This window comes from Cyanobacteriota bacterium (genome assembly GCA_027618255.1).
Lineage (GTDB): Bacteria > Cyanobacteriota > Vampirovibrionia > LMEP-6097 > LMEP-6097 > JABHOV01.
Genome location: JAQCFG010000002.1, coordinates 1 through 25,839 on the forward strand (window position 1 = coordinate 1; position 25,839 = coordinate 25,839).

Below are 25,839 nucleotides of genomic sequence, written 5' to 3' on the forward strand. Positions count from 1 at the left end.
TGATTCACGCAATGCGCCGCAATATCGACATGACTGATATTGTAATGAACAACTCTATTTATGGATTGACTACAGGTCAGACTTCTCCAACGAGTAACGAAGGAATGAAAACCAAATCTACTCCATTCGGTAACCCTGAAGCTCCGTTAAACCCAATTGCTATGGCGCTTGGATCGGGTGCAAGTTTTGTTGCTAGAGCTTTTTCTGGTAACCCAAAACAAGCAGTTGAGATTTACAAAGCAGCTATCCAGCACAAAGGATTTGCTTTAGTTGATACCTTCTCTCCTTGCGTTACTTTCAATAAAGTAAACACAGCACAGTTTTATAGAGACAATACTTATGATCTAGCTGCTGAAGGACATGACAAAACTAATCTGGAAGCAGCTTTCACTGTGGCGACTAGAGATACTTATGCTAGTGGCAGAATCGCTACTGGTATTTTTTATCAAAACCCACGTCCTTGCTACGAAGAGGGCGAGAAAGATACTCTCTCTACTCCGATCTGTGATCATAAGCTAGGGATTAGTGCTGCTAGAGCTGAAGAGCTCAAAGACGGTTTTAAGTAAGCATCCATTTGTGATATTATTTATCACTGACTCCAATGGCGGATACTTCAGCAATTCAATTAAAGCCCATCACTGTTTTTGCAGATAAAATCAACGCTGCTTATGGCGTTAACAATCGTGCTTCTGTTTCAGAGATCAAACAACTTTTGAGAGAATATAGACAATCAGTGTTGATACCATTGATACCTGACACTTCAAGATCTTCAATAGATCTAAACCATATAGATCCACAAAGTGACCAATATAAAACAATGGTTGCAAAGAGAGCAGCAATGATTGCTTATATGATTGAATGCGAACTGAATCCCATTTTTGATGAGACACATTCGCGTTTTGAGAAGTCATTTACAGCAATGAAAGAGCAGTTAATTAGTTTACAAGCAGGGGAAGAATTTCAATCCTTCGTTCGTAATGCTTATTACAAAGTTGTAAACTTTTTTGATGATATTTTGGGAGAAGAAGGTTATGTGCGTCGTGGTTTAACTTCTAATATCAAGTTTTTATTTGGTTTAATTGCAATTTCCCCTCAACTTCTTAAAAGGCAGGGAGTTGAAATTAGCAATATCTCTAAAGAGACTTTTAAAACATCAATCCTGAATGGATTAAAACTAGTAGGTGAAATAGCAAAATATGAACAGTCAGTTTTTACAGACTCGAATCTATTAACTAATATATGGCACAGTTCACCAGATCAGATGACGCCAGAATATTTTGAATTGATTCATCATGGTGATGCTTACAATTTTACGGTGAATCAAGATTATATAAGTGCTATGGAGCAAAAAGCAAGTGACGCTCAAGCCAGGTTTGCTGATTTCAGAGAGAGAGGTTTGCCTGTGCCCAAAAGCACTAGTGCACCTTGTGCAGCCAAATTCGCGCAGGCTAGTGATGGGACAGCTATTATTAACAAGACATGGAATTTCATTGTAACTGTATTGGATGATAACAAGTTTTTCGATAAAGCACTTGAGTTTTTTAGAGGTCAAAAGCCTATCGCACTACCTGAACCTGTAGCTCCCCTTCTGGCTTAAACCAAGAACTAATTCCTTGTATCATTCCAGATATTTTGCCCATAATAGTTTGGCTATCATATTCTTCACGCAGATCATCTTTGAGTTCAGCTAACTGACCAACGAGACTCTGCTGCTGTTCTTGTTTGAGTTTTTCAAGCACAAAACTCAAACCAGCTCTAGTGAGAGCGGAGACATAGATCTTAGGGTTTTCTAAGGCTTGTTGTTTGTCGAGCCATTGCATCGCTTGCTCCACTGGCACAGCAAGAATCTTTTCAAAGACTTCGTTTCTTTCGCGTTTATCAATTACTTCATCGGCATTGGGCAAGAGACCACCAAGCTCAGCAATAGTAAAATGTTGAATCTCTGATGTGATACCAGCACTACTAGCGTGGTTCCAGCCAACTAGATTTACTTTTTTGATTTCTCTACCAAGTTCTTCAAGCGCTTCTCTGCCAGCTGCATGTTCTTTGCTTTCGCCTTGCTCCATGGCACCAGCAGCTAGTTCGATACTAAATTGTGCACCATGATCAACTTCTAGTGATTTGCGTTTGGTTAGAAGAAATAGAATTGATTTGCCACTGAGCTTGATTGGTTCTTGTGATACTTTGTCTAAGTCCAGGACTGTTTGCGGAACTGAAGCGGTTCGGTGCAAATCATTGGTGTCTACGATTGCGGCAACTTGAACTCCACCAGCTATATCTTCACTGCGCCTTTGCGCCCAGACCCAATTGGACTTACAGTCCTTGACCAAGTTTACAAACTTAGTATGAGCGAGAGTTTGCATTATTATCATAGACCAAGTTTAGCAAATAAACTAGCTTCAGCAGTAAAAAAATATCTGAGTGAAAGCCCTGTATTGACGTTGGTTTTGCCAGATCAAGACTAAGCAGATTCAGGAATCTGCGTTGCACAGCTGACGATGTTTCTATCGAGCAAAAAGTTGATTATATTCACTCTATCTACACCATGACTATCTTTTGCTGTAAAGAATTGATCGCTACTTATAATGAGTTTGCGATAGTGATCTCTAATTTTGAGTAGAGGCTTATACTCTCGATCTATGGTTTCTTGAGAATTCAGTTGATAACAGACTTGGACATAGATTCTTTCTTCTGCTCGCGTTGCGACAAAATCTACTTCGCCTTCATCTAGTTCACCGACGTCTACTTTGTAGCCTCTACGCAAAAGTTCTAGATACACGATATTTTCCAGACTACCTGAAATATCAGTTTCACGGAAACCCAAAATTGCATTACGAATACCATGGTCAGCAAGAAAGTATTTTTCTTTCATTTCAAAGTGTCGCTTACCTTTAATGTCATAGCGCAGTACTTTATGTAACAAGAAAGAGGCTTCAATATATTTCAAATAGTTTTGGATCGTGTCTACGCCAACTTTGATTTTTTGAGACTTGAGATATTTAGCAATAGAATTGGCAGAGAAAATACTTCCTTGATTATCCATGATGAAGACAATGATTTTTTCAAGCAGAGTAACATCTCTAATTTTGTTTCTTGAGACAATATCTTTCAGTACTACAGTATTATAAATTGCCCTCAGTGACGGGAATATAGCCTCATCATTCATTGGTAATAGATGTAAAGCAGGAAAACCACCATAACGCAAATAGAGTTTAAACTCTTCTTCTAATGACTGATACTCTCCCCTAAACTCCAGAAATTCTTTGAAGCTTAACGGATAAACAGTAAATTCTATATAGCGACCAGAGAGGTAAGTTGCTAGTTCAGAAGAAAGTAAATTAGCATTAGATCCAGTGATATAAATATCAAAATCACCTTCTGCAAAAAATGACCTGATAGCCTTCTCCCATTGTTCGATATCCTGAATTTCATCTATGAATAAATATTTTTTACAGCTTTGATTTTCGGCAAAAAAATCTTGGACATAAGCATTTAGATCTTGGTAATTTTGAATAGAGTCGAATTCTAATAACTCTTTATTGGTGAAACAGATTTGTGATTCAGGTATTTTTTTTGTGCTTTTAATTTCATCAATAATTTGTTTTAATAAATAGCTTTTGCCAGAACGTCGAATTCCAGTGATGACTTTGATCATTGGACCATCAATGAAGGCTTTGATTTTTTCAAGGTATTCTTGTCGTAAAATCATTGGATATCTCCAATATTATACCACTTTAATATCATTTTATGAGATAGATCATATAAAATGGGCCAAATCTGTTGTTTTATAGGTTATAACCTATAGGACTAGGGCTAACTTCGAGGCTATTATTTTATAAACCAATTTAGCTACCAAAAAGTCAGCCGCATGAAAACCCTTAATGGGAGCCAACTCTACAATATCAGCACCAATTAAATTAGAATCCTTGCAAGCCTCGCGAATTATATTAGTAGGAGTATACCAATCTAAGCCACCAGGTTCTGGAGTGCCGGTACTTGGCATCAAGGTTGAATCAAGCCCATCGACATCAAAAGTGATATAGAAGTTGTGATTACCGTAGTTTTTGATCGTGCTTATGACGTCTTTAGAGTTCCAGTGTTTGTGTTTTGATCCAGGTGAGAGTCGTTTGTTAGTTTCTTGCGCAGCAATATCTGTTTTAAATTCTTTGACCACCGACCGGAACGCAAAGGTTTTTTGAAACTCGTCTCTTGCATAAAAAATAGTGATAGGCATTTCATCTATCAAATTGTCTTCCACCTGTTTTTCAAGCTCTCTAAGCCAATCACACTCTCCTTTTGAGATATTGCGAATGCCGACAGAAACTATTTTGATTTTGGGACAGGCTTTGTAGATCGAATAAATTGCACAGGCATGATTGTATGGGTTGCCGTTGTATTCTTTACGCAAATCAGCATGGGCATCAAAATGTAAGAGCGTGAGTTTGCCTTCTGCCGCTTGGTAGGCTGCCTTGACAGCACCCAGACTAAGAGAATGTTCGCCCCCTAGCACTATCGGGAATTTGTTTCTGTTGTAGGAATCAGCGCATGCTTGTTCAAGAGCTGCAAATGGCTTTTCTGTGTCTGAGTCTTGCAAGCCGATTTCAATAGCGTCAAGTGTTTTGATGCCAAGCTCTGAGGGGTCTAGGCGAAACTCATCATCATAGAACTCTAGTTCTTGGCTGGCTGCTAAGATAGCTGCCGGTCCAAGACTGGTGCCTTGACCATAGGTGGTGGTCTGTTCATAAGGGCAAGGAATAATCTCAAACTTATGATCCGCTACTACTTCAAAATCTCCGAACTTGTTCATATTTAATATCCTGGTGCTGGGTTTTTGAATTTGGTTATATTACTTTGGAATAACAATTCAACCACGCCCACTGGTCCTGATCTATGTTTTGCGATTATTACATCAGCAATTCCTGCTTTCTCTGATTCAGGATTATAGTAATCATCTCTGTAAATGAAGACCACGATATCCGCGTCTTGTTCGATAGATCCGCTGTCACGTAAATCAGAAAGCATCGGTCGCTTGTCTTGCCTTGATTCAACCGCCCTTGACAACTGCGATAGAGCCATTACTGGTACATTGAGTTCACGTGCCATCATTTTTAAACCCCTAGAAATTTCAGAGATTTGATTAATACGCGTGTCGTTTGATCTTCCTTCAAGGAGCTGCAAATAATCGATTACAACTAAGCCAAGTTCACCATTGGTCATTGCTTGCAATCTTCGACATTTGCCGCGAAGTTCCATGACTGATACTCCACCTGAATCATCAAGGTAGAGAGGAGCTTCACCAAGCTCACTCATTGCCGTTCCTAATCTCGCCCAGTCATCAGCATGAAGTTGTCCAGATCTTACTCTTGAACTATCTACTTCTGCTCTTGAACAGAGAAGTCTTTGAACTAGTTGTTCTTTCGACATCTCTAAACTAAATAGTGCAACTGGTTTTTTGGTGTTGATGGCTACGTTTTCTGCGATGTTCAAAGCAAGTGAGGTATTATGCACACAAATATCATTTGCTACAAAATTGTGAGTCTCCGCTATGGTCAAGTCATAGACTTGTTCTGAGCCATGGTGCTCGATTGATACAATCTGGTCCCAGTAAATGTCACCTTGAGTATTTTTGTTCGGTTCATTTAGCTTGAGTTGTTGGTTGATAGTGTTGAGTGCTTCTTCTTGAGTGAAGATCCCAATTTCTTCTATGAATGTCTTAATAGAGCTATGTTCTGTAATATCAAGTTGCCAGGTTGTTGCTTGATGGATTGAGGAGATGATCCCAAAGCGTAATAGTAAATGTTGAATTTGTTTAACTACTGTTTGTGATTGAGAGATAAGAGAAATTTGAGTTTGATTTATGTTTAACGATCCAGTCCAATTATTTGCTGAGAATAGGCGGTTTATAAATAGAGCCAACTGTTCTTTTGGTAATTGGAAAACATCTTCAGGGATCTTTTCTATAGAAATTGGAGGTTTGCTTGGATTCTTCTGAATCATTTGACAAGAGGTGTTGAGAGTATTTGCGACTAGTTGAATGTCTTGTGTTGTAATCTCTTGTTCTACTGTAAATTCAAGCCCCTCTAATGAGTTGTTGCCAATTGTTAATCCCAATAATTTAGCTTCACAATCCCTAAGCCTCTCCTGACCAAAGACATTAATGATTCTTGGTACAGCCACTTTATCACCAACTTGAAGCTCAGCAAGTTTTTTCCAACCTTCGATTGTTAGATAAGGATGACTGAGAGTTGTTTTGATGGAGCGACCTGTTTTGGTTTTGACTTCAAAGATAGGCTTGATACCATCATCTATGAAAGCAGATGGTTTTGTAAACTTGAAATTCCAATTAGTATCGAGTGTTAAAATCTTGGCATTCTGAGATTTATAAATATCTTCAATTGTTTTTAAGCTACCATCTTCAAGAATAATCTCAGAGTCTTTATGCAGGCATTTCCCCATAGCCGGCCTTGCAGCAAGAATCAATAAATCACTTTTTTGTAAACCAGATGTTAGGACATTAAAGTCGTGATAACCAGTGTCCAAGCCTGATAGCTGGTTTTTATTTGCTTCTCTTTCTTCAAGAATTTTCCAACTCTTGTGAACTAGGTCTCCAATATGAATCAATTGATCTTTGGATTTGGATTGCGAAAGATTGAAAATAAGTTGTTCTGCTTTGTCGACAAGTGTATCAAGGTCTTCTTCGCTTTGATGCCCTAGTTCAACAATTTGATTACCAGCAAGAATCATATTGCGTAGTAGAGATTTGGCTTTGATTATTTTGGCGTAATGAGGAGCGTTGGCTGCAATTGGTGCGTGGTCAGTAAGCGCAGATAAATAACTGCGACCACCAATCTCTTCAAGTTGATTTTGATCCTTGAGATATTGCGAAGCAGTAAGAATATCGATATTTTCGCTTTTTTCATTTAATCTCAAAAACGCTTCATATATAAGTTGATGTGCTCGCTTATAAAAGAAGTTGGCACTGTCAATATGTTCAACGACTTTGTGTAGGGCTTCACCATCTACTAGGATGGCTCCCAATACTGCTTGTTCAGCTTCGATACTGCTCGGCAGTAGTTCGTTATGGTTCTTTTTGTTTGCAAAGCTGGTGCTCATTGGTTTTTAATTATAGCCGCTTAACTAGTTGCTCTTTGAACAAGTTTTAAACATGTCTTTACCAAGTTACTAGCCCGCAAGTGGTATATTAGTCTGGTGTTAACTAATTTATGATTCACCCCTCACTATATGCCAAATTACAAGAGACCGAAGATCGGTACAAAGAGCTGCAAAAAAAACTTGCAGATCCTGAGATTTTTCAAAATCAGCCAGAATATCAAAAATTGACACGTACTCTTAAAAAACTCGCAAAAACAGTTGATCAATTCATTGATTACAAAAGACTGATCATACAAATTGAAGAAGCTAAGACGATTATCAAAGAGGAAAAAGATCCAGAACTCAAAGAAATGGCACAAATGGAAATTACTGAAGCAGAGCTTGCCATTCCCAAGCTCTCTGAAGAGCTCAAAATACTTTTATTGCCAAAGGACGTTAATGATGAAAAAGATATTATTATTGAAATTAGATCAGGTGCTGGTGGAGATGAAGCATCTATCTTTGTGGGTGATCTTTATCGTATGTATTGTAGAGCCTGTGATAATCTAGGTTTTAAGTACAGCTTAATAGATGCCAATGTTGCTGAACATGGCGGTTATAAAGAGATAGTTTTTGAAATTCACGGTGAAGAAGTCTACAGTAGATTCAAGTATGAGTCTGGTGTACATCGTGTTCAAAGGGTTCCAGCTACTGAGTCACAAGGACGAGTACACACGAGTACTGCAACTGTTGCAATTATGCCAGAGGCAGATGATGTTGAAATTGAAATTAGACCTGAAGATCTTCTTCTCACTACTTGCCGGGCTGGCGGGGCTGGTGGACAAAACGTAAACAAAGTTGAGACAGCTGTGAGGCTTGAACATAAACCGACAGGTATAGTTGTTCAATGTCGTGAAGAAAGATCACAATTACAAAACCGTGAGAAAGCTTACAAGATGATCAAAGCTAAATTATATGAAGCAGAAATTCAACGCAAGGCTGAAGCAGAGCGCAGTACCCGCAAAATCCAAGTTGGCACAGGCGGGCGAGAAGAGAAAATAAGAACTTATAACTATAAGGACGATAGAGTCAGTGAGCATCGTATCAACCAGAATTTCCCTCTGCGCAAGATTTTAGAAGGTGAGCTTGATGGTGTGTTTAATGCTTTGATTGCTCATGATCAGCAGATGAAGTTGCAGGAGCTAGCTGAATCCATCAGCTAGCTTGAGATTTCCAGAAAGAAGCTTTGGGCTTGACAGGGTATAATATAGCTATGGTAGCAGATCAGCCTAAATCCACAGAAGCTGAGAAATTCGAATCTGAACTAGACGAATTTTTTAAAGATCGTGCTGAATATAGAGCGGTACAATTTTCTGATAAAGCTAAAAATCAAGCTGCTACTGAAAGGACTGAAGGTGAAGAACTAGATGACCCGAGTAAGGGGTCTGGTTGTTGTATGACGGGCTGTCATGATTGTCCATGGCAATACGCAGGCTAGTCTGAGTTCTCTGCTTCGCTGCCTTTGGAGATAATTCCGACTTTCAAAACAAGTCTATTAGACCTCTTTCGAAACCGAAGGTTTCGTGTAATGAGGTCTTACAAAAGACCCAAAATCGAAGATTTTGGTAGAGTTCTTTCAGTCCCATTTATGGGTTTCGAAAGAACTCTATTATAGAACCAGGAGTCGAAGACTCCGTTTGCAGCTCCAAAGGAGCGTTTGCAGGGTTCAGGGAGAATGGAGAACCTATGTTCGTCGGTGAAGGATCTGAAGCCATGTAGGGATCGACCATTGGCTTTTCAGTTAAAGCAATGCCGTTATTTAAAGCTATCGCACCATAATAATCATAACTCTTCTTCTTCGTTCTCACAAAACTATTGTGATCTACATGCACTAATCCAAACCTTGGTTTCATACCCAGTGCCCATTCAAAATTGTCTAACAAGCTCCAATGGAAATAACCTTGGACATTGGCACCCTCATTAATTGCGCGGTGAACAGCTATCAAGTGATCACGAATAAATTTGATTCTATAATTATCTTCAATATCAAGTTGATCTGCTTCAACCTTGCTATAACCATTTTCGGTAATATAAATTGGTCTGCCTTCAAGCATTCTTGTTAGTTTCTTGTCAGTGAGCACTTTGTACAAGCCTTCTGGATAAATCTCCCAGCCAAGACTATTAGCTTCTGACTCTGGATAAGGATCTAGTTCTCCCCAGAAACTTGAATCTACATTGGGATCAGCATTGTCCTTGGCTTTCGGGTTGAGTTTGTAACTGAAGCGAGTATAGTAATTTACTCCAAGGAAATCAAGTGTGTCCATTTCGATACAAGACTCTATAAAAGCATAGTTGTGCAATTGTTTGCGCAGCGCATTTGGCATTGCATTAGCTGATTGCCATTTTTTTTCGTGAAGACTTTCGTCCTTGCTTTCATAGGCATATAGGTTTTGTGCAAAGCCAACTTGCGCCTGGGGGTTATGTTCTTTGATGGTTTTGTAAGCGAGTTGATGCCCAAGAAGCAGACCCTGATAGGCTTTGAAGTATCTATTCCAGTCATTGCTGTAACCAGGCGGCCAGATGCCAGACTCATAACCAAAGCCAAGAAATATATTTGGCTCATTATGGGTGACCCAGTTTTTGATTCTGTCACCATAGCGCTTCACCAAAAACTCAGTGAACTTTTGAAACTCATTGGCAGTGTTGGAATTCTCCCAACCACCTGCTTTGGCCAGCCAAGTTGGAATTGCAAAATGCACAATTGTTGCAAAAGCTTCGATCCGAGCTTTATGAGCAAGTCCAGCCTTGTCTTGCAATAACTGATCCAAAAGAGTGTCGTAGAACTTAGCGGCGTTTTCATCAAACTCACCAGGTCCACGATGCAATCTTGCCCAGTTAAAAGAAAAACGATAAGCATTATTGTTCATGCCTCGAATCAAATCAACATCTTCTATCATTTGCTCGTAGTGATTCACCGCTCTACCGTCATTAGTCGGCTTTTTGACTTTGTCTTCTCGTTCTATCCATTCAGACCAATCAGATAATTTGCCAAGAGCTTCCTCTGGGTGACCCTCAATCTGAAATGCAGCTGTAGCCGTACCCCAATAGAATTTGTTGGGGAATTTCAAGCTATTTGTTCTGGTTTGGCTACTCACTTATGTCAATATACCATGCAATTAGATCAACTCATAGCTAGAGTTTTTAACCCAACCGAGTGATTCGCCATACTTAATTTGTGACCAGTCTGGACCAGGTTTTACTAGCTGAAGAATTTGTCCATCTAATAATTCAAAGAGTTCGCTATAGGCTTCGCTGTCTCCAGAATATGCCTTGGTCGAAATATCTGTGACGACAACTCGTTTAATATTTTTCTGCTCATAGCCAAGCCAAGCAAGGTTGGCACTAGAAATGACAAGGCATAAAACCACAATGAAATTTAAGCTGCTATTGAACTTGAGTTTATTGCGCATTAAATAAAGAATATTGAAAACCAAGAAGAATATCAATGATTCAAAAACACTCAAACCACTATAGGCGAGCATCGGATCTTGACTGAGCTTGATTTCTTCAAGCACGATTGCCAAATTGTTATTTACTTCTTTACTGCGTGGGCTGATTTTTTTGGCTTGGTAATAATGCTTAATTGCTTTGCCATTGTTTTCTATCTTATATTCACTATTGGCAAGGTTGATTAGGAGCATTGGGTTATGCGGATGTTCTTGCACTAGCTCTTGATAGATAGTTTGTGCTAATTGGTAATCAGTGTCCAAATAAGCTTGGTTAGCGTCTTTTAGATTGCTTTCATCTAGCATTTGCAAGCTCCTTTATTAAGTCAATTGCTTTGGTTTTAAAATACTCCAGTTGTTCACCAGAGCCATTGTGGCTGTGTACTGAGTAATTAGCTTTGTCACTTTCTTCAAAGAAGTCATTGAGCTTGGTGCTAAGATCAGCTTGATTGTTAGCTTTGATTTTTGCTGCAAGTTCTTTGAGTATGATAGAAATTTCTGAGACCTTATCTGCATTTTTGGTTTTCTTGATATAACTACTGATACTTTGTCCGTTGCTCACAAGATTTTTGATTGGATCAGTTAAGCCTTTGAGATGTTTGTATGCATTGAAGCAAAAAGCAATGAGGTTAATTAAGATGATTAATAAGACAAGCTCTCTGTTTTTGATTGGTTGTTCTTTGTAGCTGAGGATCTCTGACACTGGAACAGTAAAGAGAGTTTTGCTTTCTTTGATTGCTTTTGGTTTAATAAGATCTTTGTTCTCGATCACAGTATCAGTAGCTTTGATAGCGTTGGGATTAGTTATTACATCCACTTCAAAATTGTTGTTGCCATGAGTCTCGTATTTCTGAGTCTTGGGGTTAAAGCTAATGATAGGTTTGGTTTTGATTGATAGTTTGCCTTTATCTTTGTTTGCAATAATTGCCGTTGTTCTTGTTGCTTCAAAGTATTTGCGGTTGTTTGCTATTTCCGCAACCAAGTTTTCTTTATCGCCAAAAATACTATATTGTTTAGAGTTATAAACCATCTCTGGGCTAAGTGCCGCTGAATTACCATCTCCATTGATTTGAGTTTCTAGACTAATTGCATCACCAGATTTCACTGTAGTTTCTTTGAGGTTATGAACTACAGCAAGTTCACCAACATAGCCAGTAAAGTCTTTGGGTGCACCTGGCGGGAAGCTTTGCACTGCTACTGTGATAGCTTGAGTTAAGAGCTGGCGTTTTTTCTCAACCAAAAATGGATTCATGAATCTAAATGGATCAACTTGTCTCATATTGCGATCCTCAAGTATTACAGTGTCAATGGCAGTTGCTGGAATGATTGCAGTGCCGGCTTTTACGGGATAGAGGATGAAATCTATCTCGTAGACATAGTACTCATTTCTATTAAATACCTCTTGGTATTCCTTTGCTTTATTGTCTCGTTCAACTATGAAATTATCGAGTTGTAGCGGCTGTAAATTCAGAGTTCTTAAATTGCCATTGTGATAGATCTTCAGTTTGAGATTGATTTGTTCATTAGTATAAGGTTTGCTATTGTTTAATTCAAACCTGGCAAAGATATCTTGCTCTCTTGCTTGGGCTGTTGCAGCTTTGCTTGTGCCTGCTGAATTTTTTGGCAAGTTCGTTGCTGTTTTGACTGGCACTGAGTTAGCAGGACTTGCTGTGTTGACGGTGATCGCCACAGGATCAGTGTCATAGGTTAGCGGACCTGCTTTGACTTTGACTGAAGGAATGCTGATTATTCCTGGATGTTTTGGTTTAATCACATACTTATATGTAATTGATTTATCAGACTGACCGTTAATTAAGCGAAAACTTTTGGAGCTTGAAGTTGCTGTTACAGTGTAGTCGTCAGTATCCTGTGCAAAATGAACAAACTCGGGATCAAGATTGTAAATAGCAACGGTCAAGGTGACTAGCTCATTGAGTTTGATGGTTTTGGTGTCGACTAGTGCTTCGATTTTAGAAGTCACAGCAAAGCTAGCTGTGCCAAAACACAACAAAGCAAGTGCAATCAAAGATGATCTGATTTTAGTCATTAAGTTTGTCGATAACTGAACTAGTTGATTTGCCATCCACAAGTTCAATTAATTCTATTTTAGCGCCAATTTCTTGACTTGCAGGAAATTCAGGCAAGCTTTCTGCTTGATAATCGGCTCCTTTGGTATAAATATTGGGTTTGACCAAGCGCAAGAATTCACTAGCATCAAGCTCATCAAAAATCAGCACATGATCCACCGGTTTCAAACCGAGTAAGAGAGCCGCTCTATCAGCTTCAGGGTTGATTGGTCTTGATTCGCCTTTGAGTTGTTTGACACTAGTATCTGAATTCAAACCAACTACTAAGATATCTCCAAGAGCCTTGGATCTTTCCAGATATTTAAGGTGTCCGAGATGTAAAATATCAAAACAACCATTGGTCGCTACTACTATTTTGCCTTGAGCTTTGGCAGCTTCGATAATTTTGATTATTTCTGAATTAGTCATTAGTGAAACACTTTGTCGCTTGGCAATCATTTGGTAGAGGACATTCCTCTATTGATTTCATTTTAGCCCATTCTTTGCGAAAGCATTCTCTTGCTTCAACATAGTCATAAGCAAAATCAAAAATTTCTTCCATGCTTTTTGAATGCATGTCAGCTAGAGCTTTTAATGAATAAAACTCTTCGGTGTAGCCTAAGGCTAGATTCATATTAAAAATGCGACGGCAAATCGGCGCCCCTGTTACACAGCAAGTTTGGATATTACTATGTTCGCTCATTAGATTTTCTGTGAAAGTTGCTTCTAATATACTTCCCGCGAAAGTCCTCTTTATCTTTACTAACGGAACTAGTGCTTCGCACCGTTCCGACCTTCTCTGTATCGACATCACTAGCAAAACAAAGTTTTGCAGGATGTCTAGTGATCCGAAGAATCATAAATCTTGTTAATTGCTTCAAGTATCGGTTTTGGAGGATCTGGATCTTCCTTGGTATCCTCTTTAATTTGTTTAGCAATTCTAGCTAAGTCTTTAGTTAACTCATAAATATTTGGCTCTTGGTCTGTTAAGTCACTCAAGAGTGCATGAGTTAGGTGATGTTCGTCGTGCTTTTTGGTCATGACTGATTATTATAGCATAACAGTACTCTATTAGACTTACTGCAAAAGTCGGAATTCTCCTTAAAGCAAACGCAACATTCGTTGCGGTTGCTACCTTTTTTAAAGCGACATCACTAGCAAAACGGGGTTTTGCAGGATGTCTATTACCTAATTCCTTGCTAACAGCTCTATTATTGTGAATGGTTCAAAGATAGTGACTTGCTTGTGATTGTGGTTTTTGCGGACAGTGCCTGTTTGATATACGTATTACGACAGCACCCTTATTTAAACCGCCACCAAATCACTAATCATCTCTTCCACCTCTAGATCTATTAACAGATCAACGGATTGCACGGCTTCTTCACCAGCTAGTTCAACAAGCACACGTCGATTAGATTGGTATTTAAGCTCAGTTTGGCGCAGGCGGCGTTCAAGATCGCGCACTACCATCCGGGTAAAAAATATAGAGTCGCTGTGATCGTTAGCTAGGGCTTCTGCTGAATCTAGTCTTGCGGGTTGCAAGTCAAACTTGAGCAGCTCTTGCTCTACTTTGGCATCTTTATATGCGTGGTAAGAATTGCGCAGGCGCTCAGCGACTTCATCTACCATCATAAACAAAACTATCAGGTCTGTTTTGGTTACTTGTCTACTGCGGTCTCTTCCATCATGAGTTGAATCAACCACGTCGCCAATTACTCTAGCTCCAACCATCGATCCACCACTAATCAGTGAATTATTAGCAACCGCTGATACTGCATAGAAAGGTACAAACAGAGCCTTGGACAGTACTTGGGTTATCGCATTGTTTTGCTCGATTTCGTTTGGGTTATTAGAAAGTGATTTGATAATGAATTGAATGGTTCTATTGCGAGCTAGTGTTGAGCGCCAGAGTTCTAGTAGTTGTTCTTTTTCACTTTGATTGAAGAAGTTCTCCTTGTTGAGCTTTTCTTCTTCTGTATCGATACTCGGAAAAATAAACTCTAGAGCCTTTGCCTCATTGGCTTTGAGCTCTTCTCTGAGCTTGTCTATTTCTGGTCTATCATCTTTTTCGAGAGCTTCTTTTTCTTCAAGTTTGATAGTTTCTATTGCTTCTAGCTCTTGCTTTTTTGCTTTAGCTTGTTTCTTGCGATCTTTTTTTGCTTGCTTTGCAACTTTCTTGGCGAGCTTCTCAGCTTCTTTGATTGCTTTGTGCTCGGCTTTTTTGCGTTGTTTTTCTTCTTTGGCGCGTGTCTTTTCTAGGTCGTTGAGTTCTTTTCTGAGGGCATTGATGTCTTGGGTCTGATGTTGAACCTTGGTTTCAATTTGTTCAACATTAATAGCCAATACAGAGTTCTGTAGAAGAATCAAAGTTAGTAGAAGTAGTTTTATTTTCATTATGAGTCTCAGCTAAGAGCCTGTTTAAAAATTGTCAAATGCAAGGCTTGAGTTGGCTATTTTGGGACAGGCTCACACGCGGCGGATAGTTCTCGTAAGGTATATTGAAGAATGCCACCGTTACGATAGTACTCTACTTCAATTGGTGTTTGCAAGAGCACTCTTGCTGGGATTTCAATAATTGAGCCATCATGCTTTGTCACTGATATATGGATCTCTTGATATGGCTTGATATTATCGTCTAGCGCATCAATACTAAATAATTCAGAACCATCTAACCCATAATCAGCAACTACTTTGCCTTTAACTCCAATTGGCATAATTCCCATGCCGATTAAGTTGGACCTGTGGATTCTTTCAAAAGATTCTGCAATTACGGCTTTAACGCCCAGGAGTTTTTGTCCTTTGGCAGCCCAATCTCTTGAGCTTCCATTACCAAATAATTTCCCGGCAAAAACAACATTGCTCACACCATCTTGATGATATCTGAGTGATGCTTCAAAGACAGACATCTCAGGAGCTTCTGCTGTTGTTTTGTCAGTGCCATTAAAATATTTAGTTCTTGGACCACTTGATCCAGGTACTAATAAATTACTCAATCTGATATTTGCAAAAGTACCACGAGTCATGACTCTATCATTGCCGCGGCGTGAGCCATAGCTATTAAAGTCAGTGTCGTCGATACCCTGCTCTCTGAGATAGTTTGCAGCATCAGAGTCCTTGGCTATATTGCCAGCCGGTGAAATATGGTCAGTCGTAATTGAATCACCCAGGCTAAGTAAAGTGCGAGCATTTTTAATTGATTCAATACGTTCAGTCGCTAATTTAAAGCTATCAAAGTAAGGTGGCTTTTGAATGTAACTATTGTTTGTGTCCCATTCATAAAGATCACCAGTGCCAGCTTCAATTGCGTCCCACAATTCAGTACCGGCAGAGACTTTAGCATAGATATTCTCATACATCAGTGGATCCATAACTTCGTCAATTACTTGTTTGATTTCTTCTTTGTTAGGCCAAATGTCTGCTAACATCACATCGCCTTGAACCGGCTCTGTGTTTGGGTCCCAGTTCATATTGCCTTTGATTGCCATTGCCACTACTAATGGTGGTGACATCAAGAAATTCGCTTTGACATGTGGGCTAATTCTACCATCGAAGTTACGGTTGCCAGAAAGCACACTTGCAAGTACCTTATTTGGATGAGCTTTTAATTCGTCCATTGCAGCATCAGAAAGTGGTCCAGTGTTACCTATACAAGTAGTGCAACCATAACCAACTATACTAAAACCAAGTTTCTCTAATGGCTCAAGTAGATTAGCTTTGCGTAAATATTCTGTCACTGCTTGCGAGCCGGGTCCTAGTGAGGTTTTGACTTTGGGTCCTACTGTGAGTCCTTTCTCGACAGCTTTTTTGGCAAGTAAGCCAGCGCCAATAATTACAGCTGGGTTAGAGGTGTTCGTGCAACTAGTGATAGCTGCAATAACTACATCACCATGATCTTGTGGATTGTCATTGAGTCCTAAGCCATGTTCTGCGCTTGGTCTTTTGATAGCTTCAGCAAATTTGTTTTTGAGATCATAAAAATCAATTCTATCTTGCGGTCTTCTTGGTCCAGAGATAGAAGGCTTGATATCAGCTAGATCAATCTCATGCAGTTTAGTAAATGACTCTGGATTACGATCCAGTCCCCAAGTGCCTTGTGCTTTGTTGTAAGCTTCAACCGATTCAATTATTTCAGCGCTTCTACCGGTGCGCTTGAGGTAAGCTAGCACTTCCTTGTCGATAGGAAACATTCCTACTGTGGCGCCATACTCTGGGCACATATTTGAAACAGTAGCTCTTTCTTCAAGAGTAAGTGATTTACAGCCCTCTCCAAAAAATTCAACTAGTTTACCGACTACATCGAGTCTCCTCAAGAATTCTGTTACGTAAAGTGCCAGGTCAGTAGCAGTGATACTTGGGTCCAGTTGACCTTTGAGTCTTACGCCAATAACTTCAGGCGTTGGAATTGCAACTGGTTGTCCGAGCATCGCAGCTTCAGCTTCAAGCCCACCAACTCCAAAACCAAATACACCAAGACCATCAATCATCGTGGTGTGTGAATCTGTGCCAACGCAACTATCAAATAAAAGCTCGCCATCTCTTTCTATGACTACGCTTGCCAAGTACTCCATATTAACTTGATGAATAATCCCAAACCCAGGAGGTACGATTCTGGTGTTGTCAAAAGCTTGCTGTGACCACTTGAGGAATTTGAAACGCTCGTTATTTCTTTCAAACTCAAGCTTCTCATTAATTTCTTTAGAACGTGATTCACCAAAAGAATCCACTTGTATTGAGTGATCAATTACTAAATCAATTGGCACTAATGGATTAATTTGTTGTGGATCAAGTCCGACTTCTTTGGCTGCGTCACGCATTGCAGCGAGGTCTACAAATAAAGGTACTCCCGTGAAGTCTTGCAAAACTACTCTTGCTGGCGAGAAAGGTACTTCACCTTGTTCAGGGTTTTTAGGATTATAAGCAACTAATTGCTTAATGCTCTCCTCTTGAATTTTTTTGCCATCAAGATTACGCAGCATTCCTTCAAGGACAATTTTGAGACTCACTGGTAATTTACTTAAGTCGCCGTATTTCGTTTCGGCTTTTGCAAGTGAGTAGTAATTAAACTCTTTGCCGGCAACAGTTAACTTCTCTATAAATTCTTTTTTCATACATCCTTATTCTACCTGGTTGCCCTCCGGTGCCCCGGGGCCGCGTCTCCCCTGTTCGCTTTTCAACATAATCAACTTATCTACCTTGCATATTATCGTGAAAAGTGAACAGGGGAGACGCGGCCCCGGGGCACCGGAGGGCACCTACGTGATTGCCCCTATGGCCATAGCTGACTGACTATAGTAAAATCTAATCAATGGCTGTTGAAGAAAAAATATCTTTATCTGAAAAGAACTTACAAGGTTTTGTGAATCTTTTACAAGATTCATCAGCTTCTACTTTGAATTTAATGGGGCAGCAGATAAGCAAACTCGATGATGTCAGTCTTCGTGGCATTGAAGAGATTGTCGGCAAGCTTGATAATGATCAACTTGAAGGGAATTGGTACCACGCTAGCAAAGTTGCTTTGCTTGCACAAATTCAAGATTGGAAGAGCGATGGCGATTTAGAACGTGGTTTGTTTTTGATTTCACGTTTGCGTAATCCTGGTTTAGATCTCAAAAAATATCAATCGATTTTAGATGGTTACGCTGCCAGAGTCGCTGCTAAGCTCAGTCCTTCTAGTTCAACGACTCACGCAATTGAGGCACTTAACGAAGTACTTTTTAGAGAAGAGGTTTATGTGGGTAATCAATCTGATTACTATGATCTTGACAACAATTTTTTGCATACTGTCATTGACAACAAAGCTGGTAATCCAATTATGCTCTCGTCAATTTATATTTTAGTGGGGCGCAGGCTAGGACTTGATATCAAAGGTATTGGCACGCCAGGACATTTTATTGTGACTTTTGAAGATAAATTAATTGATCCATTTTTTCAAGGAAAAGAAATTACCAAAAATGAATGTGTCCTTAGAGCCCAAGAGCTTAGTGTTTATTGGAGGGAAGAATACCTACATCCAATAGATGATGCGTTTATCATTTCTCGTTGTATTCGCAATATTGTTGCTATTTACAAAAAACAAAATGAATTTGAAAAAGCTGCTGATGCTACTAATATATTGAAATTAGTTTAAGACTTTAGCGTTATTACCTAGTCCACAAATGGCATTTTCATAATAGACTTACTGCAAAAGTCGGAATTATACTTAAAGCAAACGCAACATTCGTTGCGGTTGCTACCTTTTTTAAAGCGACATCACTAGCAAAACGGGGTTTTGCAGGATGTCTAATAATATTGTTTTGTTATTTGAGTCTTAACTTAATATTGGTACAAAGTATTTATGCACATCGATTCGGGATTTCAGAGTGATGCAGAGGCTGTCGTCAGCTCTGAGAAAAAAGAAACTAAAACAAGTTCATTTAGTGCTGAGCTGCAAGAACTCAATCGAGAGAGATATATAATCGAGCGCCAGTTGAAAATACAAGAAATGATTTTTAAAGATGATTAACTCACTTGAAGACTCTCAATTAATTGAGGATCTTCTAATTCAGTAAGCCATTGATAAATTAGTTCGATGCTACCACTGAGCATTGTAGCTATAGTCTCGTGTTCTTTTTTTGGAAAGATACTAAGTACATAGTCAGCTCTACTTTCACCACCTGGGTCTGGTCCTACACCAGCTTTAAGGCGGTGAAAGTTTTTACCAATACTAGCCATAATATCTTCCACCCCGTGTTGCCCGCCAGCACCTCTATTGAAAGCCATACGCAGCTTGCCGGTGTCGAGGCTGACATCATCATGAATTACTAGAATGTCTTCAGCTGCGATTTTGTAAAACTTAGCTAGTTTGGAGACGGCTTTGCCGGAGTTGTTCATGAAGGTAGTCGGTTTCGCTATGATGATTTTGCAGCCTAGCAGCCTAGCTTCATCTTCTGCATTAGCCCCAGGATCTGGAAGCTTTTCAGCTAGGCTTTTAGTTTTAGGTTTTTTGAGTCTATATTCAACAATCACATCAGCCATCGCCACATCGGCTTCAAACTTTTTTTCTTTACTAAAACTAAGCCCTCGCTTAAAAGCTAGCTCATCAAGAATTGCAAAACCAATATTGTGCCTAGTCTTGTCGTAGTTCTTTCCTGGGTTGCCCAGTCCTATTATGAGTTTTGTTTTTTTATCTATCGACATCTGGCAAAATCACATCTAGTGATGAAAATACAGCCACGACATCTGAGATCGGCGTGCCTTCAGCAAGCTCAGGCAAGTAAGCTGTTGGAAACCAGCTTGGAGAGCGCCATTTGAGTCTGTAAGGTACTTGAGTACCGTCAGCAATTAGATGGACGCCCATCTCGCCGCGAGGTGATTCAACAGCCTCATAAGCCTCTCCTGCTGGTGCTTTAAATCCAGGAAGGATTTTTTTAGCTTTGAGTTCTGTTTCAGCTTGTGCGTGTTCTCCGCCAGGAAGTGCACGGATCTTTTTGATTGCCTGAAGAATGATTTTGCAACTCTCTCTAATTTCTTGCACTCTACATTTATAGCGAGCAAAAACATCACCGCGGTCATGAGTGACAACATCAAAATCAAACTCTTCGTATTTAGAATATGGTTTATTGCGGCGCACGTCGTAGTTAACACCAGAAGCACGAATATTAGGACCCGTAAGTCCCCATTCAATTCCTTTCTGCGGCTCGATGACGCCAATACCTTTGGTTCTTACAGCTACAATAGGATTGTTAGTCACAAGATCTTCGTATTCATCAGTATAGTGAAGTAACTTAGTGTTGATCAATTCTTCAAGTTTGGCGTACCAACCAGTTGGCACATCCATATGTACTCCGCCAATACGCATATAGTTAAACATCATTCTTTGTCCAGAGACTTCTTCTAACAGAGAAAGAATTGACTCTCGATCGCGAAAAGCATAAAACGGGAAGCCCATCATCGCACCAAGGTCAAGCATGAAAATCCCCAAAGACAGTTGGTGAGAGCAAATACGGTTAAGCTCACTCATTAGGATACGTAAGTATTCAGCACGATCCGGGACTTTAAGATCAGCAAGTTTTTCTACAGCCAGTACATAGGCGTGTGAGTCAGACATTCCAGCAAGATAGTCAACTCTGTCTACCAGCGCTTGGTATTGAACAAAGTTGCGGTTCTGTGCCAGCCATTCCATACCACGATGCAAGTAACCGATCACTGGCACGCATTTGGTAACAAGCTCACCAGTTGTGGTAATTACCAATCTCAAAACACCATGTGTTGAAGGGTGTTGAGGCCCCATATTTATAATGAGCTCTTCGGTTTTTAATCCTGTACTAGTATCTTGATCGAGTATCGCCATAGCTAGATACTATGATACTATTGATTTCGTGATTCAAGAAGCTACTACTAACGCAAGAGCAAAGTTAGATAAGACTACTGCCCAGCAGCGTTACCAGCCTTATGAGAATTTGGATATTGATCTAATTGCGGCGCCTTGGGGTTTTGGTGGTACTGATAATTTGGCGCAAGAGGGAGCGCATGCACTTTTGGCTGAGCAAGACCTCGTCAAACAACTTGCTGCAATTGGTGCCAACGCTGTTGAAATTCATCCACCATCACTCGGTCCTTTTGAAATTCAAGAAGAAGCTAATAGAGTGCGCAATCTCAAGGCGATTCACACAGTTAATAACTGGCTAGCTGACCAAGTTAAGTCATCTCTTAAAGCGGGACATGTGCCGATTACTTTTGGCGGTGATGGTTCACTTTGTCTTGGTACTGTTGCTGGTCTATTGGAATATTGCATGGAGTCTAACGCGGCAGATGAGACTATTGGAGCTTGCTTCGGGATAATTTGGATTAGTAATCACTTGTGCAACAGCTCCCCTCGTGTAACCAAGAGTTGGAATGCCAATCGTATGGTTTTTACTGCTCTAACATTTGATGGTGATCCGAAGCACAATGATTTTATTTCTCTGATGACATTCCGCGGGCTTGGCACCAAAACCAAATCAATGATGATGCCAAATCAAATTGTGCATTTTGGTATCAATCACAAATCTGCTCAGGAAGAAGCTGTTCACGAGTTTTATACCATGGAAGATATTGAAGAGATTGGAGTGCGCAAAGCAATCAACTTTGCAATTGATCATTTCAAAGATTTTGATAAAGTACATGTGATCCTTGATGTCAACGCATTAGATTTGAGCGCGGTGAGTAATTATTCTTTGGGACAATTGAGTTACCGTGAGGCTATGACCATTGCTCGTGAGCTTGATCTCAATTTGCGCCGCAAAGGTAAACTAAGTTCAATTGATATTGTCGAGCATTGTCCTAGTCGCGAGGCTTGGGACAAGAAAGGCGAAACTGCTGAATGGGTTATGGATTTTATAACTAATATTTTTGGTGAGAATATATTTAACGCTGCTAGGAAGTATTAAAACTTGCTCCTCGGAGCTTGTCATCCAGCCCCACTTTTCAACTAAAAATACTCCAAAATATTAAGAACTCATTTAAGTGGGGCTGAACGCCAAGCTCATAAAATCAATTGCCAACTCCGCTGTGCTCCGCATGGTAATTGATTTTATTAATATGGGCTGGGTTACACGCTCCTTGCAGCTCCAATAACAGCGTTGTTCTTCAAGCTCTGGAAACAAATTTGGGTTTGAGCTAGGTATTTAGTTGATTTTCATTGCTTCTTAACCAAAAGCTAACCTCGCTCTGCTCTAATAGCTACGTGAGCCAAGTAAACCAAAATTCACAACTAAAGCAACTCAGTTTAGAGGATAAACTGTGCCGTGAAAATCAACTACATAAGCAGTTAGAACCGCTTAAACAGCAGCTTGAAATGGTACGCAAAACAGGCCCTGTCAACGGTATCTCTGTTGAGAATATCGCAGCTTTAATCGAGACACATCGAGAGCATCTTGGCGACTTGAGATATTTCATTGATGCAGAGATCACACTAGCTTCAGTAGATGAAATCCCTAATTTGAAATCCAAAGTCGATGACTATTTAGCTAGATATGGCAAGCTTCAAACCAACTCTGAGACGGTATCTCATACTAGATTTGATAGTATGTCATCTCGGGAAGCAGTACAAATTAGATTAATACAAGATGCCGTAACCAAGCCTATTTTTTTTGGCAATGGTAAGAAAGACTTTGATTCATGGGACAAAGGCGGCAAGGGCGAGAGTTATATTCAAAGAACCGAAGACATGAAACAAGGCTTATTCAACTTAATGTCTATTCGTGAACAAAATTTAGCATAATTATTTCTAACTAAATGGAGACCCCGGGTATCGTCATTTTTAATCTTTGATTTCAAAAAACTTTTTAATACAGCCTATAATCACCAAAGAACGAATTGATTCTTGAAAAATGGAGATACCCGGGGTCTCCATTTTTAATATTGCTTTTTTATTAAAACAAAAGCTTGACTTCTGTCTATACATAATGCTAAGATTCTATCTTGTAAATACATCTAAATTTTGCTAAGAAATTAGGTGTTTTTACCCAGGTCGTTGTAATATAGATATACGTTACTCAGCATTTATATGCTAAGATGATGTAAATCAGTCATGGAGTACCGAGTGAGCACCCCTATAAGCAGCAATTCAGCTATCGATGAGCTTACAACAAGTTCTGCAGTTGGTAGTTTTGGTAAAGCAAGACTAGACCCACGTGCTGGTGTCGAATCTGTTCGTGCCGGGCAAAAAGCCAGTATTGCAGAAGAATCGCAACAGACTTTGCTTGAACCAGCTATCGAAGGTGAGGGTGAAATTGAGCTTGAGCTTGACTTACGCAACACCGATGAGTTTGCTCCTTATGACGCTAAGCGCGATAAAGACAAAGACAAAAATCAAGGTCAGCACAAACGTAGACAACGCCGTATCGGAAAGGCCAAGGGCGCAAACGCTCTTGACGACGAGGATTACGACGAAGAGGATGTGCATGGCTTCCTTGGATTTTTAGATCAATTATGGCAACGACTCACGGAATTAGTTGAAGATGTTGCAGAAGAATTTGATAATTGGAACAAATGGTTCAAAAAAGAAAAGGTCAAACCACCTGCACCAGACCGTTCTAGAGTTACTTATATCAGAGACGAGTATCAAGCAAATAGAAGTCCTCACCTCTGGAAGTCAGACCCTGACCGCAAGTGGATACTTGCGTTTGGTGCAAACAAGATTAATAATGTAGTCACTTCAATTTTGCATAAGTATCAAAACGAGACTATTTCTAAAGATGCTTAGTTGAGCCCGTCTTCGCTGGGCCTACGAGGCGGCTAGCCATAATCATATACCCCCGGGGGGTATATGATTATGGCTAGATTATCGACATTTCTATCAACAATCATGAAGCTACTACTATATATAACTGTAAGTCATGACAAACAACACAATTACTAACCTACATAAACAAGCTAAGGAGAACCTATTAAAGAACACCTTAGTACAGGATATCCGCGCTAGCATCCAGGAGATTGCAAATAAATTGCCTGACCTGATGGGACGCGTGGATATCACTGGGCATTTTAGATTAAAGCAACTCAAACAAACTGCTTTAAGGCGCATGAACAAAAAGCGCGGCAAATTTAAATTAGCACTCGAGTCTTTGGGCTGGGGTACTCTCGTTGATCTTCTTGAGTCTGCGTTTTGCGGGCAGGAAGTTGATGTTTGGGTTTAAGTAATCTGCTTGCATAACAACTTACTTCGTAAGTATTTTATTTCTTTTATGCTCTTGTTTCGGTCTTGCAATTGCAAGCGTGTCTTCAGGCACATCTTTAGTTACAACTGAACCAGCTGCAATTAAACTTCTTTCGCCAATTTTGATCGGTGCAATTAATACTGAGTTGGCACCTGTCGACACACCAGCGTTGATAACGGTTTCGTATTTTTCACCAGTACGGTGGTCGTAGTTTGCAATGATAGTCCCTGCGCCTACGTTGACGTCGTTTTTGAGTTTGGCGTCACCGACATAGCTTAAGTGAGCAGCTGCGCAGTTGTCGCCGATTGCTGAATTTTTGATTTCAACGAAGTTGCCCACTCTTACATTGTCACAGATATCAGAGCCGTCACGTATATGTGCAAATGGTCCTACCATTGCGTTTGCACCAATTGTACTTCTTGAAATGTGCGATTGCATTACTTGTGAGTTGTCACCAATTTCTGCTGGTCCATAAATACTTGTGTTGGGACCTATTGTGCAGCCTTTGCCGATTACTACTCGTCTTTGTATAAAAGTGTTGGGAAGTATTACCGTATCTTCACCGATATCAGCATCGGAACTAATAAAAGTCGAAGCTGGATCAACGATGGTGATGCCGTTTTGCATTAAATCGTGGAGAGTTGCTTCGTTTTTGAGTTTCCAAACAAGCGATAAATCTTCCCTCGTATTTACTCCGAGCACTTCGTATGGATTTTTGAGATTGCATGAGCTAATCTCGTGACCTTGCGAGTCAGCCCAGCTGATGATATCAGTGAGGTAGTATTCTTCTTGAGCATTATCGTTTTTGAGTTTGTTCAAACCTTCTTCAACGGTGCTCCATTCAAAACAGTAAACTCCAGCATTAACTTCTTTGATTTGCCTTTCAGCTTCGCTGCAATCCTTATCTTCTTTGATGGCAAGGATGCGTTTGTCTTTGCGAATGACTCTGCCGTATCCATCTGGGTGGTTTAGGTGGCAGCTCAGAAAACTTATATCAACAATATTGTCTTGGTGAAATTTGATCATGTCATTGAGGGTTTCTGACCTAATGAGCGGCGAGTCGCCATTGATGACCAGTACAGTGCCGTCATAGCCTTGAAGTTGTTCTCTGACACACATTAAGGCGTGTCCGGTACCGAGTTGTTCTTCTTGGATCACGGTTGAGACTGGGTAGGCATGAAGAAAGCTCTTGACTTCTTCTGCTTGGTGCCCGCAAACCACAATTATTTCTTCACTATCTACTTCTGCTAGGCTTTCCAAAACCCAAGAAAGTATAGGTTTATCAAAGATTCGGTGCAATACCTTAACTTTGTCTGATTTGAGACGGGTGCCTGTTCCTGCTGCTAATACAACGGTTTTTACCATCTTGCAATATTAGCACGCCTAGTATCACCCCAAGCACACCCCGGGTATCACAAATTTGTGATACCCGGGGTGTGCTTTTCTTTATAATTTCTTTATCAAGTAAAGACTAGACACTAGGTTTAGACTCTGTTA

The 25,839-nt window shown here is 40.0% G+C and carries 26 protein-coding genes; 10 read left to right on the forward strand and 16 right to left on the reverse strand.

Going from position 1 to position 25,839, the window contains the following annotated elements:
- On the forward strand, positions 1-566 hold a 566-nt coding region (locus tag O3C63_00335; GenBank protein MDA0771369.1), incomplete at its 5' end, for a thiamine pyrophosphate-dependent enzyme.
- 35 nt (positions 567-601) lie between these two features.
- Complete coding sequence (locus tag O3C63_00340; protein MDA0771370.1) at positions 602-1,597, forward strand: hypothetical protein; 996 nt, start codon at positions 602-604, stop codon at positions 1,595-1,597.
- Here the strand turns inward: O3C63_00340 and O3C63_00345 are convergent.
- From O3C63_00345 to dnaB, 4 genes are all read right to left on the reverse strand, one after another.
- A complete protein-coding gene (locus O3C63_00345) occupies positions 1,557-2,372 on the reverse strand; it encodes an NUDIX domain-containing protein (protein MDA0771371.1) in 816 nt (271 codons plus the stop codon). The genes O3C63_00340 and O3C63_00345 overlap by 41 nt on opposite strands.
- Before the next feature lie 89 nt (positions 2,373-2,461).
- Positions 2,462-3,709 (reverse strand): ATP-binding protein, encoded by a 1,248-nt coding sequence (locus O3C63_00350; protein ID MDA0771372.1) that lies wholly within the window; start codon positions 3,707-3,709, stop codon positions 2,462-2,464.
- 90 nt (positions 3,710-3,799) lie between these two features.
- Positions 3,800-4,807: an agmatinase family protein gene (locus O3C63_00355; GenBank protein MDA0771373.1), complete on the reverse strand. Its 1,008-nt coding sequence runs from the start codon at positions 4,805-4,807 to the stop codon at positions 3,800-3,802.
- A 2-nt stretch (positions 4,808-4,809) separates the two neighbouring features.
- The gene (dnaB, locus tag O3C63_00360; protein MDA0771374.1) at positions 4,810-7,113 is read right to left on the reverse strand and encodes a replicative DNA helicase; all 2,304 of its coding nucleotides are present in this window, start codon (positions 7,111-7,113) and stop codon (positions 4,810-4,812) included.
- 110 nt (positions 7,114-7,223) lie between these two features.
- Here dnaB and prfA point away from each other — a divergent pair, with 110 nt between their 5' ends.
- Both prfA and O3C63_00370 read left to right on the forward strand, forming a co-directional pair.
- A complete protein-coding gene (gene prfA, locus O3C63_00365) occupies positions 7,224-8,315 on the forward strand; it encodes a peptide chain release factor 1 (protein ID MDA0771375.1) in 1,092 nt (363 codons plus the stop codon).
- Between the two features lie 50 nt (positions 8,316-8,365).
- Positions 8,366-8,590, forward strand: coding sequence for a hypothetical protein (locus O3C63_00370; GenBank protein MDA0771376.1), 225 nt, complete (start codon positions 8,366-8,368; stop codon positions 8,588-8,590).
- Between the two features lie 148 nt (positions 8,591-8,738).
- On the opposite strand, the gene O3C63_00375 is transcribed toward O3C63_00370, so the two are convergent.
- The 9 genes from O3C63_00375 to acnA all read right to left on the reverse strand — a co-directional run bounded on the left by O3C63_00375 (position 8,739) and on the right by acnA (position 17,772).
- Positions 8,739-10,247, reverse strand: coding sequence for a glycoside hydrolase family 1 protein (locus O3C63_00375; GenBank protein MDA0771377.1), 1,509 nt, complete (start codon positions 10,245-10,247; stop codon positions 8,739-8,741).
- 21 nt (positions 10,248-10,268) lie between these two features.
- Positions 10,269-10,904 (reverse strand): hypothetical protein, encoded by a 636-nt coding sequence (locus O3C63_00380; GenBank protein ID MDA0771378.1) that lies wholly within the window; start codon positions 10,902-10,904, stop codon positions 10,269-10,271.
- Positions 10,894-12,645 (reverse strand): BatD family protein, encoded by a 1,752-nt coding sequence (locus O3C63_00385; GenBank protein ID MDA0771379.1) that lies wholly within the window; start codon positions 12,643-12,645, stop codon positions 10,894-10,896. The genes O3C63_00380 and O3C63_00385 overlap by 11 nt, the downstream gene beginning before the upstream one ends.
- Complete coding sequence (locus O3C63_00390; protein ID MDA0771380.1) at positions 12,638-13,093, reverse strand: adenylyltransferase/cytidyltransferase family protein; 456 nt, start codon at positions 13,091-13,093, stop codon at positions 12,638-12,640. Before O3C63_00390 ends, O3C63_00385 begins: the two co-directional genes overlap by 8 nt.
- Complete coding sequence (locus O3C63_00395; protein ID MDA0771381.1) at positions 13,086-13,298, reverse strand: hypothetical protein; 213 nt, start codon at positions 13,296-13,298, stop codon at positions 13,086-13,088. The genes O3C63_00390 and O3C63_00395 overlap by 8 nt, the downstream gene beginning before the upstream one ends.
- Before the next feature lie 55 nt (positions 13,299-13,353).
- Positions 13,354-13,524 carry a hypothetical protein gene (locus tag O3C63_00400; protein ID MDA0771382.1) on the reverse strand — a complete coding sequence of 57 codons (171 nt, stop codon included), beginning with the start codon at positions 13,522-13,524 and terminating at the stop codon, positions 13,354-13,356.
- On the reverse strand, positions 13,505-13,705 hold the full coding sequence (locus O3C63_00405; GenBank protein MDA0771383.1) for a DNA-directed RNA polymerase subunit omega: 201 nt from the start codon (positions 13,703-13,705) through the stop codon (positions 13,505-13,507). Before O3C63_00405 ends, O3C63_00400 begins: the two co-directional genes overlap by 20 nt.
- A gap of 264 nt (positions 13,706-13,969) precedes the next feature.
- Positions 13,970-15,058 carry a hypothetical protein gene (locus O3C63_00410; protein ID MDA0771384.1) on the reverse strand — a complete coding sequence of 363 codons (1,089 nt, stop codon included), beginning with the start codon at positions 15,056-15,058 and terminating at the stop codon, positions 13,970-13,972.
- 56 nt (positions 15,059-15,114) lie between these two features.
- Positions 15,115-17,772, reverse strand: coding sequence for an aconitate hydratase AcnA (gene acnA, locus O3C63_00415; protein ID MDA0771385.1), 2,658 nt, complete (start codon positions 17,770-17,772; stop codon positions 15,115-15,117).
- 197 nt (positions 17,773-17,969) lie between these two features.
- Between acnA and O3C63_00420 the strand changes: the two genes are divergently transcribed.
- Together O3C63_00420 and O3C63_00425 are read left to right on the forward strand one after the other, a co-directional pair.
- Complete coding sequence (locus O3C63_00420) at positions 17,970-18,791, forward strand: transglutaminase-like domain-containing protein (GenBank protein ID MDA0771386.1); 822 nt, start codon at positions 17,970-17,972, stop codon at positions 18,789-18,791.
- 207 nt (positions 18,792-18,998) lie between these two features.
- On the forward strand, positions 18,999-19,166 hold the full coding sequence (locus O3C63_00425; GenBank protein MDA0771387.1) for a hypothetical protein: 168 nt from the start codon (positions 18,999-19,001) through the stop codon (positions 19,164-19,166).
- Here the strand turns inward: O3C63_00425 and pth are convergent.
- Positions 19,163-19,840 (reverse strand): aminoacyl-tRNA hydrolase, encoded by a 678-nt coding sequence (gene pth, locus O3C63_00430; protein MDA0771388.1) that lies wholly within the window; start codon positions 19,838-19,840, stop codon positions 19,163-19,165. The genes O3C63_00425 and pth overlap by 4 nt on opposite strands.
- A complete protein-coding gene (locus O3C63_00435; protein ID MDA0771389.1) occupies positions 19,827-20,993 on the reverse strand; it encodes an NADH-quinone oxidoreductase subunit D in 1,167 nt (388 codons plus the stop codon). Before O3C63_00435 ends, pth begins: the two co-directional genes overlap by 14 nt.
- Positions 20,994-21,021: 28 nt before the next feature.
- Here O3C63_00435 and O3C63_00440 point away from each other — a divergent pair, with 28 nt between their 5' ends.
- The 4 genes from O3C63_00440 to O3C63_00455 all read left to right on the forward strand — a co-directional run bounded on the left by O3C63_00440 (position 21,022) and on the right by O3C63_00455 (position 24,321).
- On the forward strand, positions 21,022-22,071 hold the full coding sequence (locus O3C63_00440) for an arginase family protein (GenBank protein MDA0771390.1): 1,050 nt from the start codon (positions 21,022-21,024) through the stop codon (positions 22,069-22,071).
- A 296-nt stretch (positions 22,072-22,367) separates the two neighbouring features.
- Positions 22,368-22,904 carry a hypothetical protein gene (locus O3C63_00445; protein ID MDA0771391.1) on the forward strand — a complete coding sequence of 179 codons (537 nt, stop codon included), beginning with the start codon at positions 22,368-22,370 and terminating at the stop codon, positions 22,902-22,904.
- 321 nt (positions 22,905-23,225) lie between these two features.
- Complete coding sequence (locus tag O3C63_00450; GenBank protein ID MDA0771392.1) at positions 23,226-23,888, forward strand: hypothetical protein; 663 nt, start codon at positions 23,226-23,228, stop codon at positions 23,886-23,888.
- A gap of 133 nt (positions 23,889-24,021) precedes the next feature.
- Positions 24,022-24,321: a hypothetical protein gene (locus O3C63_00455; protein ID MDA0771393.1), complete on the forward strand. Its 300-nt coding sequence runs from the start codon at positions 24,022-24,024 to the stop codon at positions 24,319-24,321.
- A gap of 21 nt (positions 24,322-24,342) precedes the next feature.
- On the opposite strand, the gene glmU is transcribed toward O3C63_00455, so the two are convergent.
- Positions 24,343-25,707, reverse strand: coding sequence for a bifunctional UDP-N-acetylglucosamine diphosphorylase/glucosamine-1-phosphate N-acetyltransferase GlmU (glmU, locus tag O3C63_00460; GenBank protein ID MDA0771394.1), 1,365 nt, complete (start codon positions 25,705-25,707; stop codon positions 24,343-24,345).
- Positions 25,708-25,839 lie beyond the last annotated feature (132 nt).

Excerpts from the sequence above, each read along its gene's own strand:
- O3C63_00340 (MDA0771370.1), top strand. The coding sequence starts at position 602 with ATGGCGGATACTTCAGCAATTCAATTAAAGCCCATCACTGTTTTTGCA.
- O3C63_00345 (MDA0771371.1), bottom strand. The coding sequence starts at position 2,372 with ATGATAATAATGCAAACTCTCGCTCATACTAAGTTTGTAAACTTGGTC.
- O3C63_00350 (MDA0771372.1), bottom strand. The coding sequence starts at position 3,709 with ATGATTTTACGACAAGAATACCTTGAAAAAATCAAAGCCTTCATTGAT.
- O3C63_00355 (MDA0771373.1), bottom strand. The coding sequence starts at position 4,807 with ATGAACAAGTTCGGAGATTTTGAAGTAGTAGCGGATCATAAGTTTGAG.
- dnaB (MDA0771374.1), bottom strand. The coding sequence starts at position 7,113 with ATGAGCACCAGCTTTGCAAACAAAAAGAACCATAACGAACTACTGCCG.
- prfA (MDA0771375.1), top strand. The coding sequence starts at position 7,224 with ATGATTCACCCCTCACTATATGCCAAATTACAAGAGACCGAAGATCGG.
- O3C63_00370 (MDA0771376.1), top strand. The coding sequence starts at position 8,366 with ATGGTAGCAGATCAGCCTAAATCCACAGAAGCTGAGAAATTCGAATCT.
- O3C63_00380 (MDA0771378.1), bottom strand. The coding sequence starts at position 10,904 with ATGCTAGATGAAAGCAATCTAAAAGACGCTAACCAAGCTTATTTGGAC.
- O3C63_00385 (MDA0771379.1), bottom strand. The coding sequence starts at position 12,645 with ATGACTAAAATCAGATCATCTTTGATTGCACTTGCTTTGTTGTGTTTT.
- O3C63_00390 (MDA0771380.1), bottom strand. The coding sequence starts at position 13,093 with ATGACTAATTCAGAAATAATCAAAATTATCGAAGCTGCCAAAGCTCAA.
- O3C63_00395 (MDA0771381.1), bottom strand. The coding sequence starts at position 13,298 with ATGAATCTAGCCTTAGGCTACACCGAAGAGTTTTATTCATTAAAAGCT.
- O3C63_00400 (MDA0771382.1), bottom strand. The coding sequence starts at position 13,524 with ATGATTCTTCGGATCACTAGACATCCTGCAAAACTTTGTTTTGCTAGT.
- O3C63_00405 (MDA0771383.1), bottom strand. The coding sequence starts at position 13,705 with ATGACCAAAAAGCACGACGAACATCACCTAACTCATGCACTCTTGAGT.
- O3C63_00410 (MDA0771384.1), bottom strand. The coding sequence starts at position 15,058 with ATGAAAATAAAACTACTTCTACTAACTTTGATTCTTCTACAGAACTCT.
- acnA (MDA0771385.1), bottom strand. The coding sequence starts at position 17,772 with ATGAAAAAAGAATTTATAGAGAAGTTAACTGTTGCCGGCAAAGAGTTT.
- O3C63_00420 (MDA0771386.1), top strand. The coding sequence starts at position 17,970 with ATGGCTGTTGAAGAAAAAATATCTTTATCTGAAAAGAACTTACAAGGT.
- O3C63_00425 (MDA0771387.1), top strand. The coding sequence starts at position 18,999 with ATGCACATCGATTCGGGATTTCAGAGTGATGCAGAGGCTGTCGTCAGC.
- pth (MDA0771388.1), bottom strand. The coding sequence starts at position 19,840 with ATGTCGATAGATAAAAAAACAAAACTCATAATAGGACTGGGCAACCCA.
- O3C63_00435 (MDA0771389.1), bottom strand. The coding sequence starts at position 20,993 with ATGGCGATACTCGATCAAGATACTAGTACAGGATTAAAAACCGAAGAG.
- O3C63_00455 (MDA0771393.1), top strand. The coding sequence starts at position 24,022 with ATGACAAACAACACAATTACTAACCTACATAAACAAGCTAAGGAGAAC.
- glmU (MDA0771394.1), bottom strand. The coding sequence starts at position 25,707 with ATGGTAAAAACCGTTGTATTAGCAGCAGGAACAGGCACCCGTCTCAAA.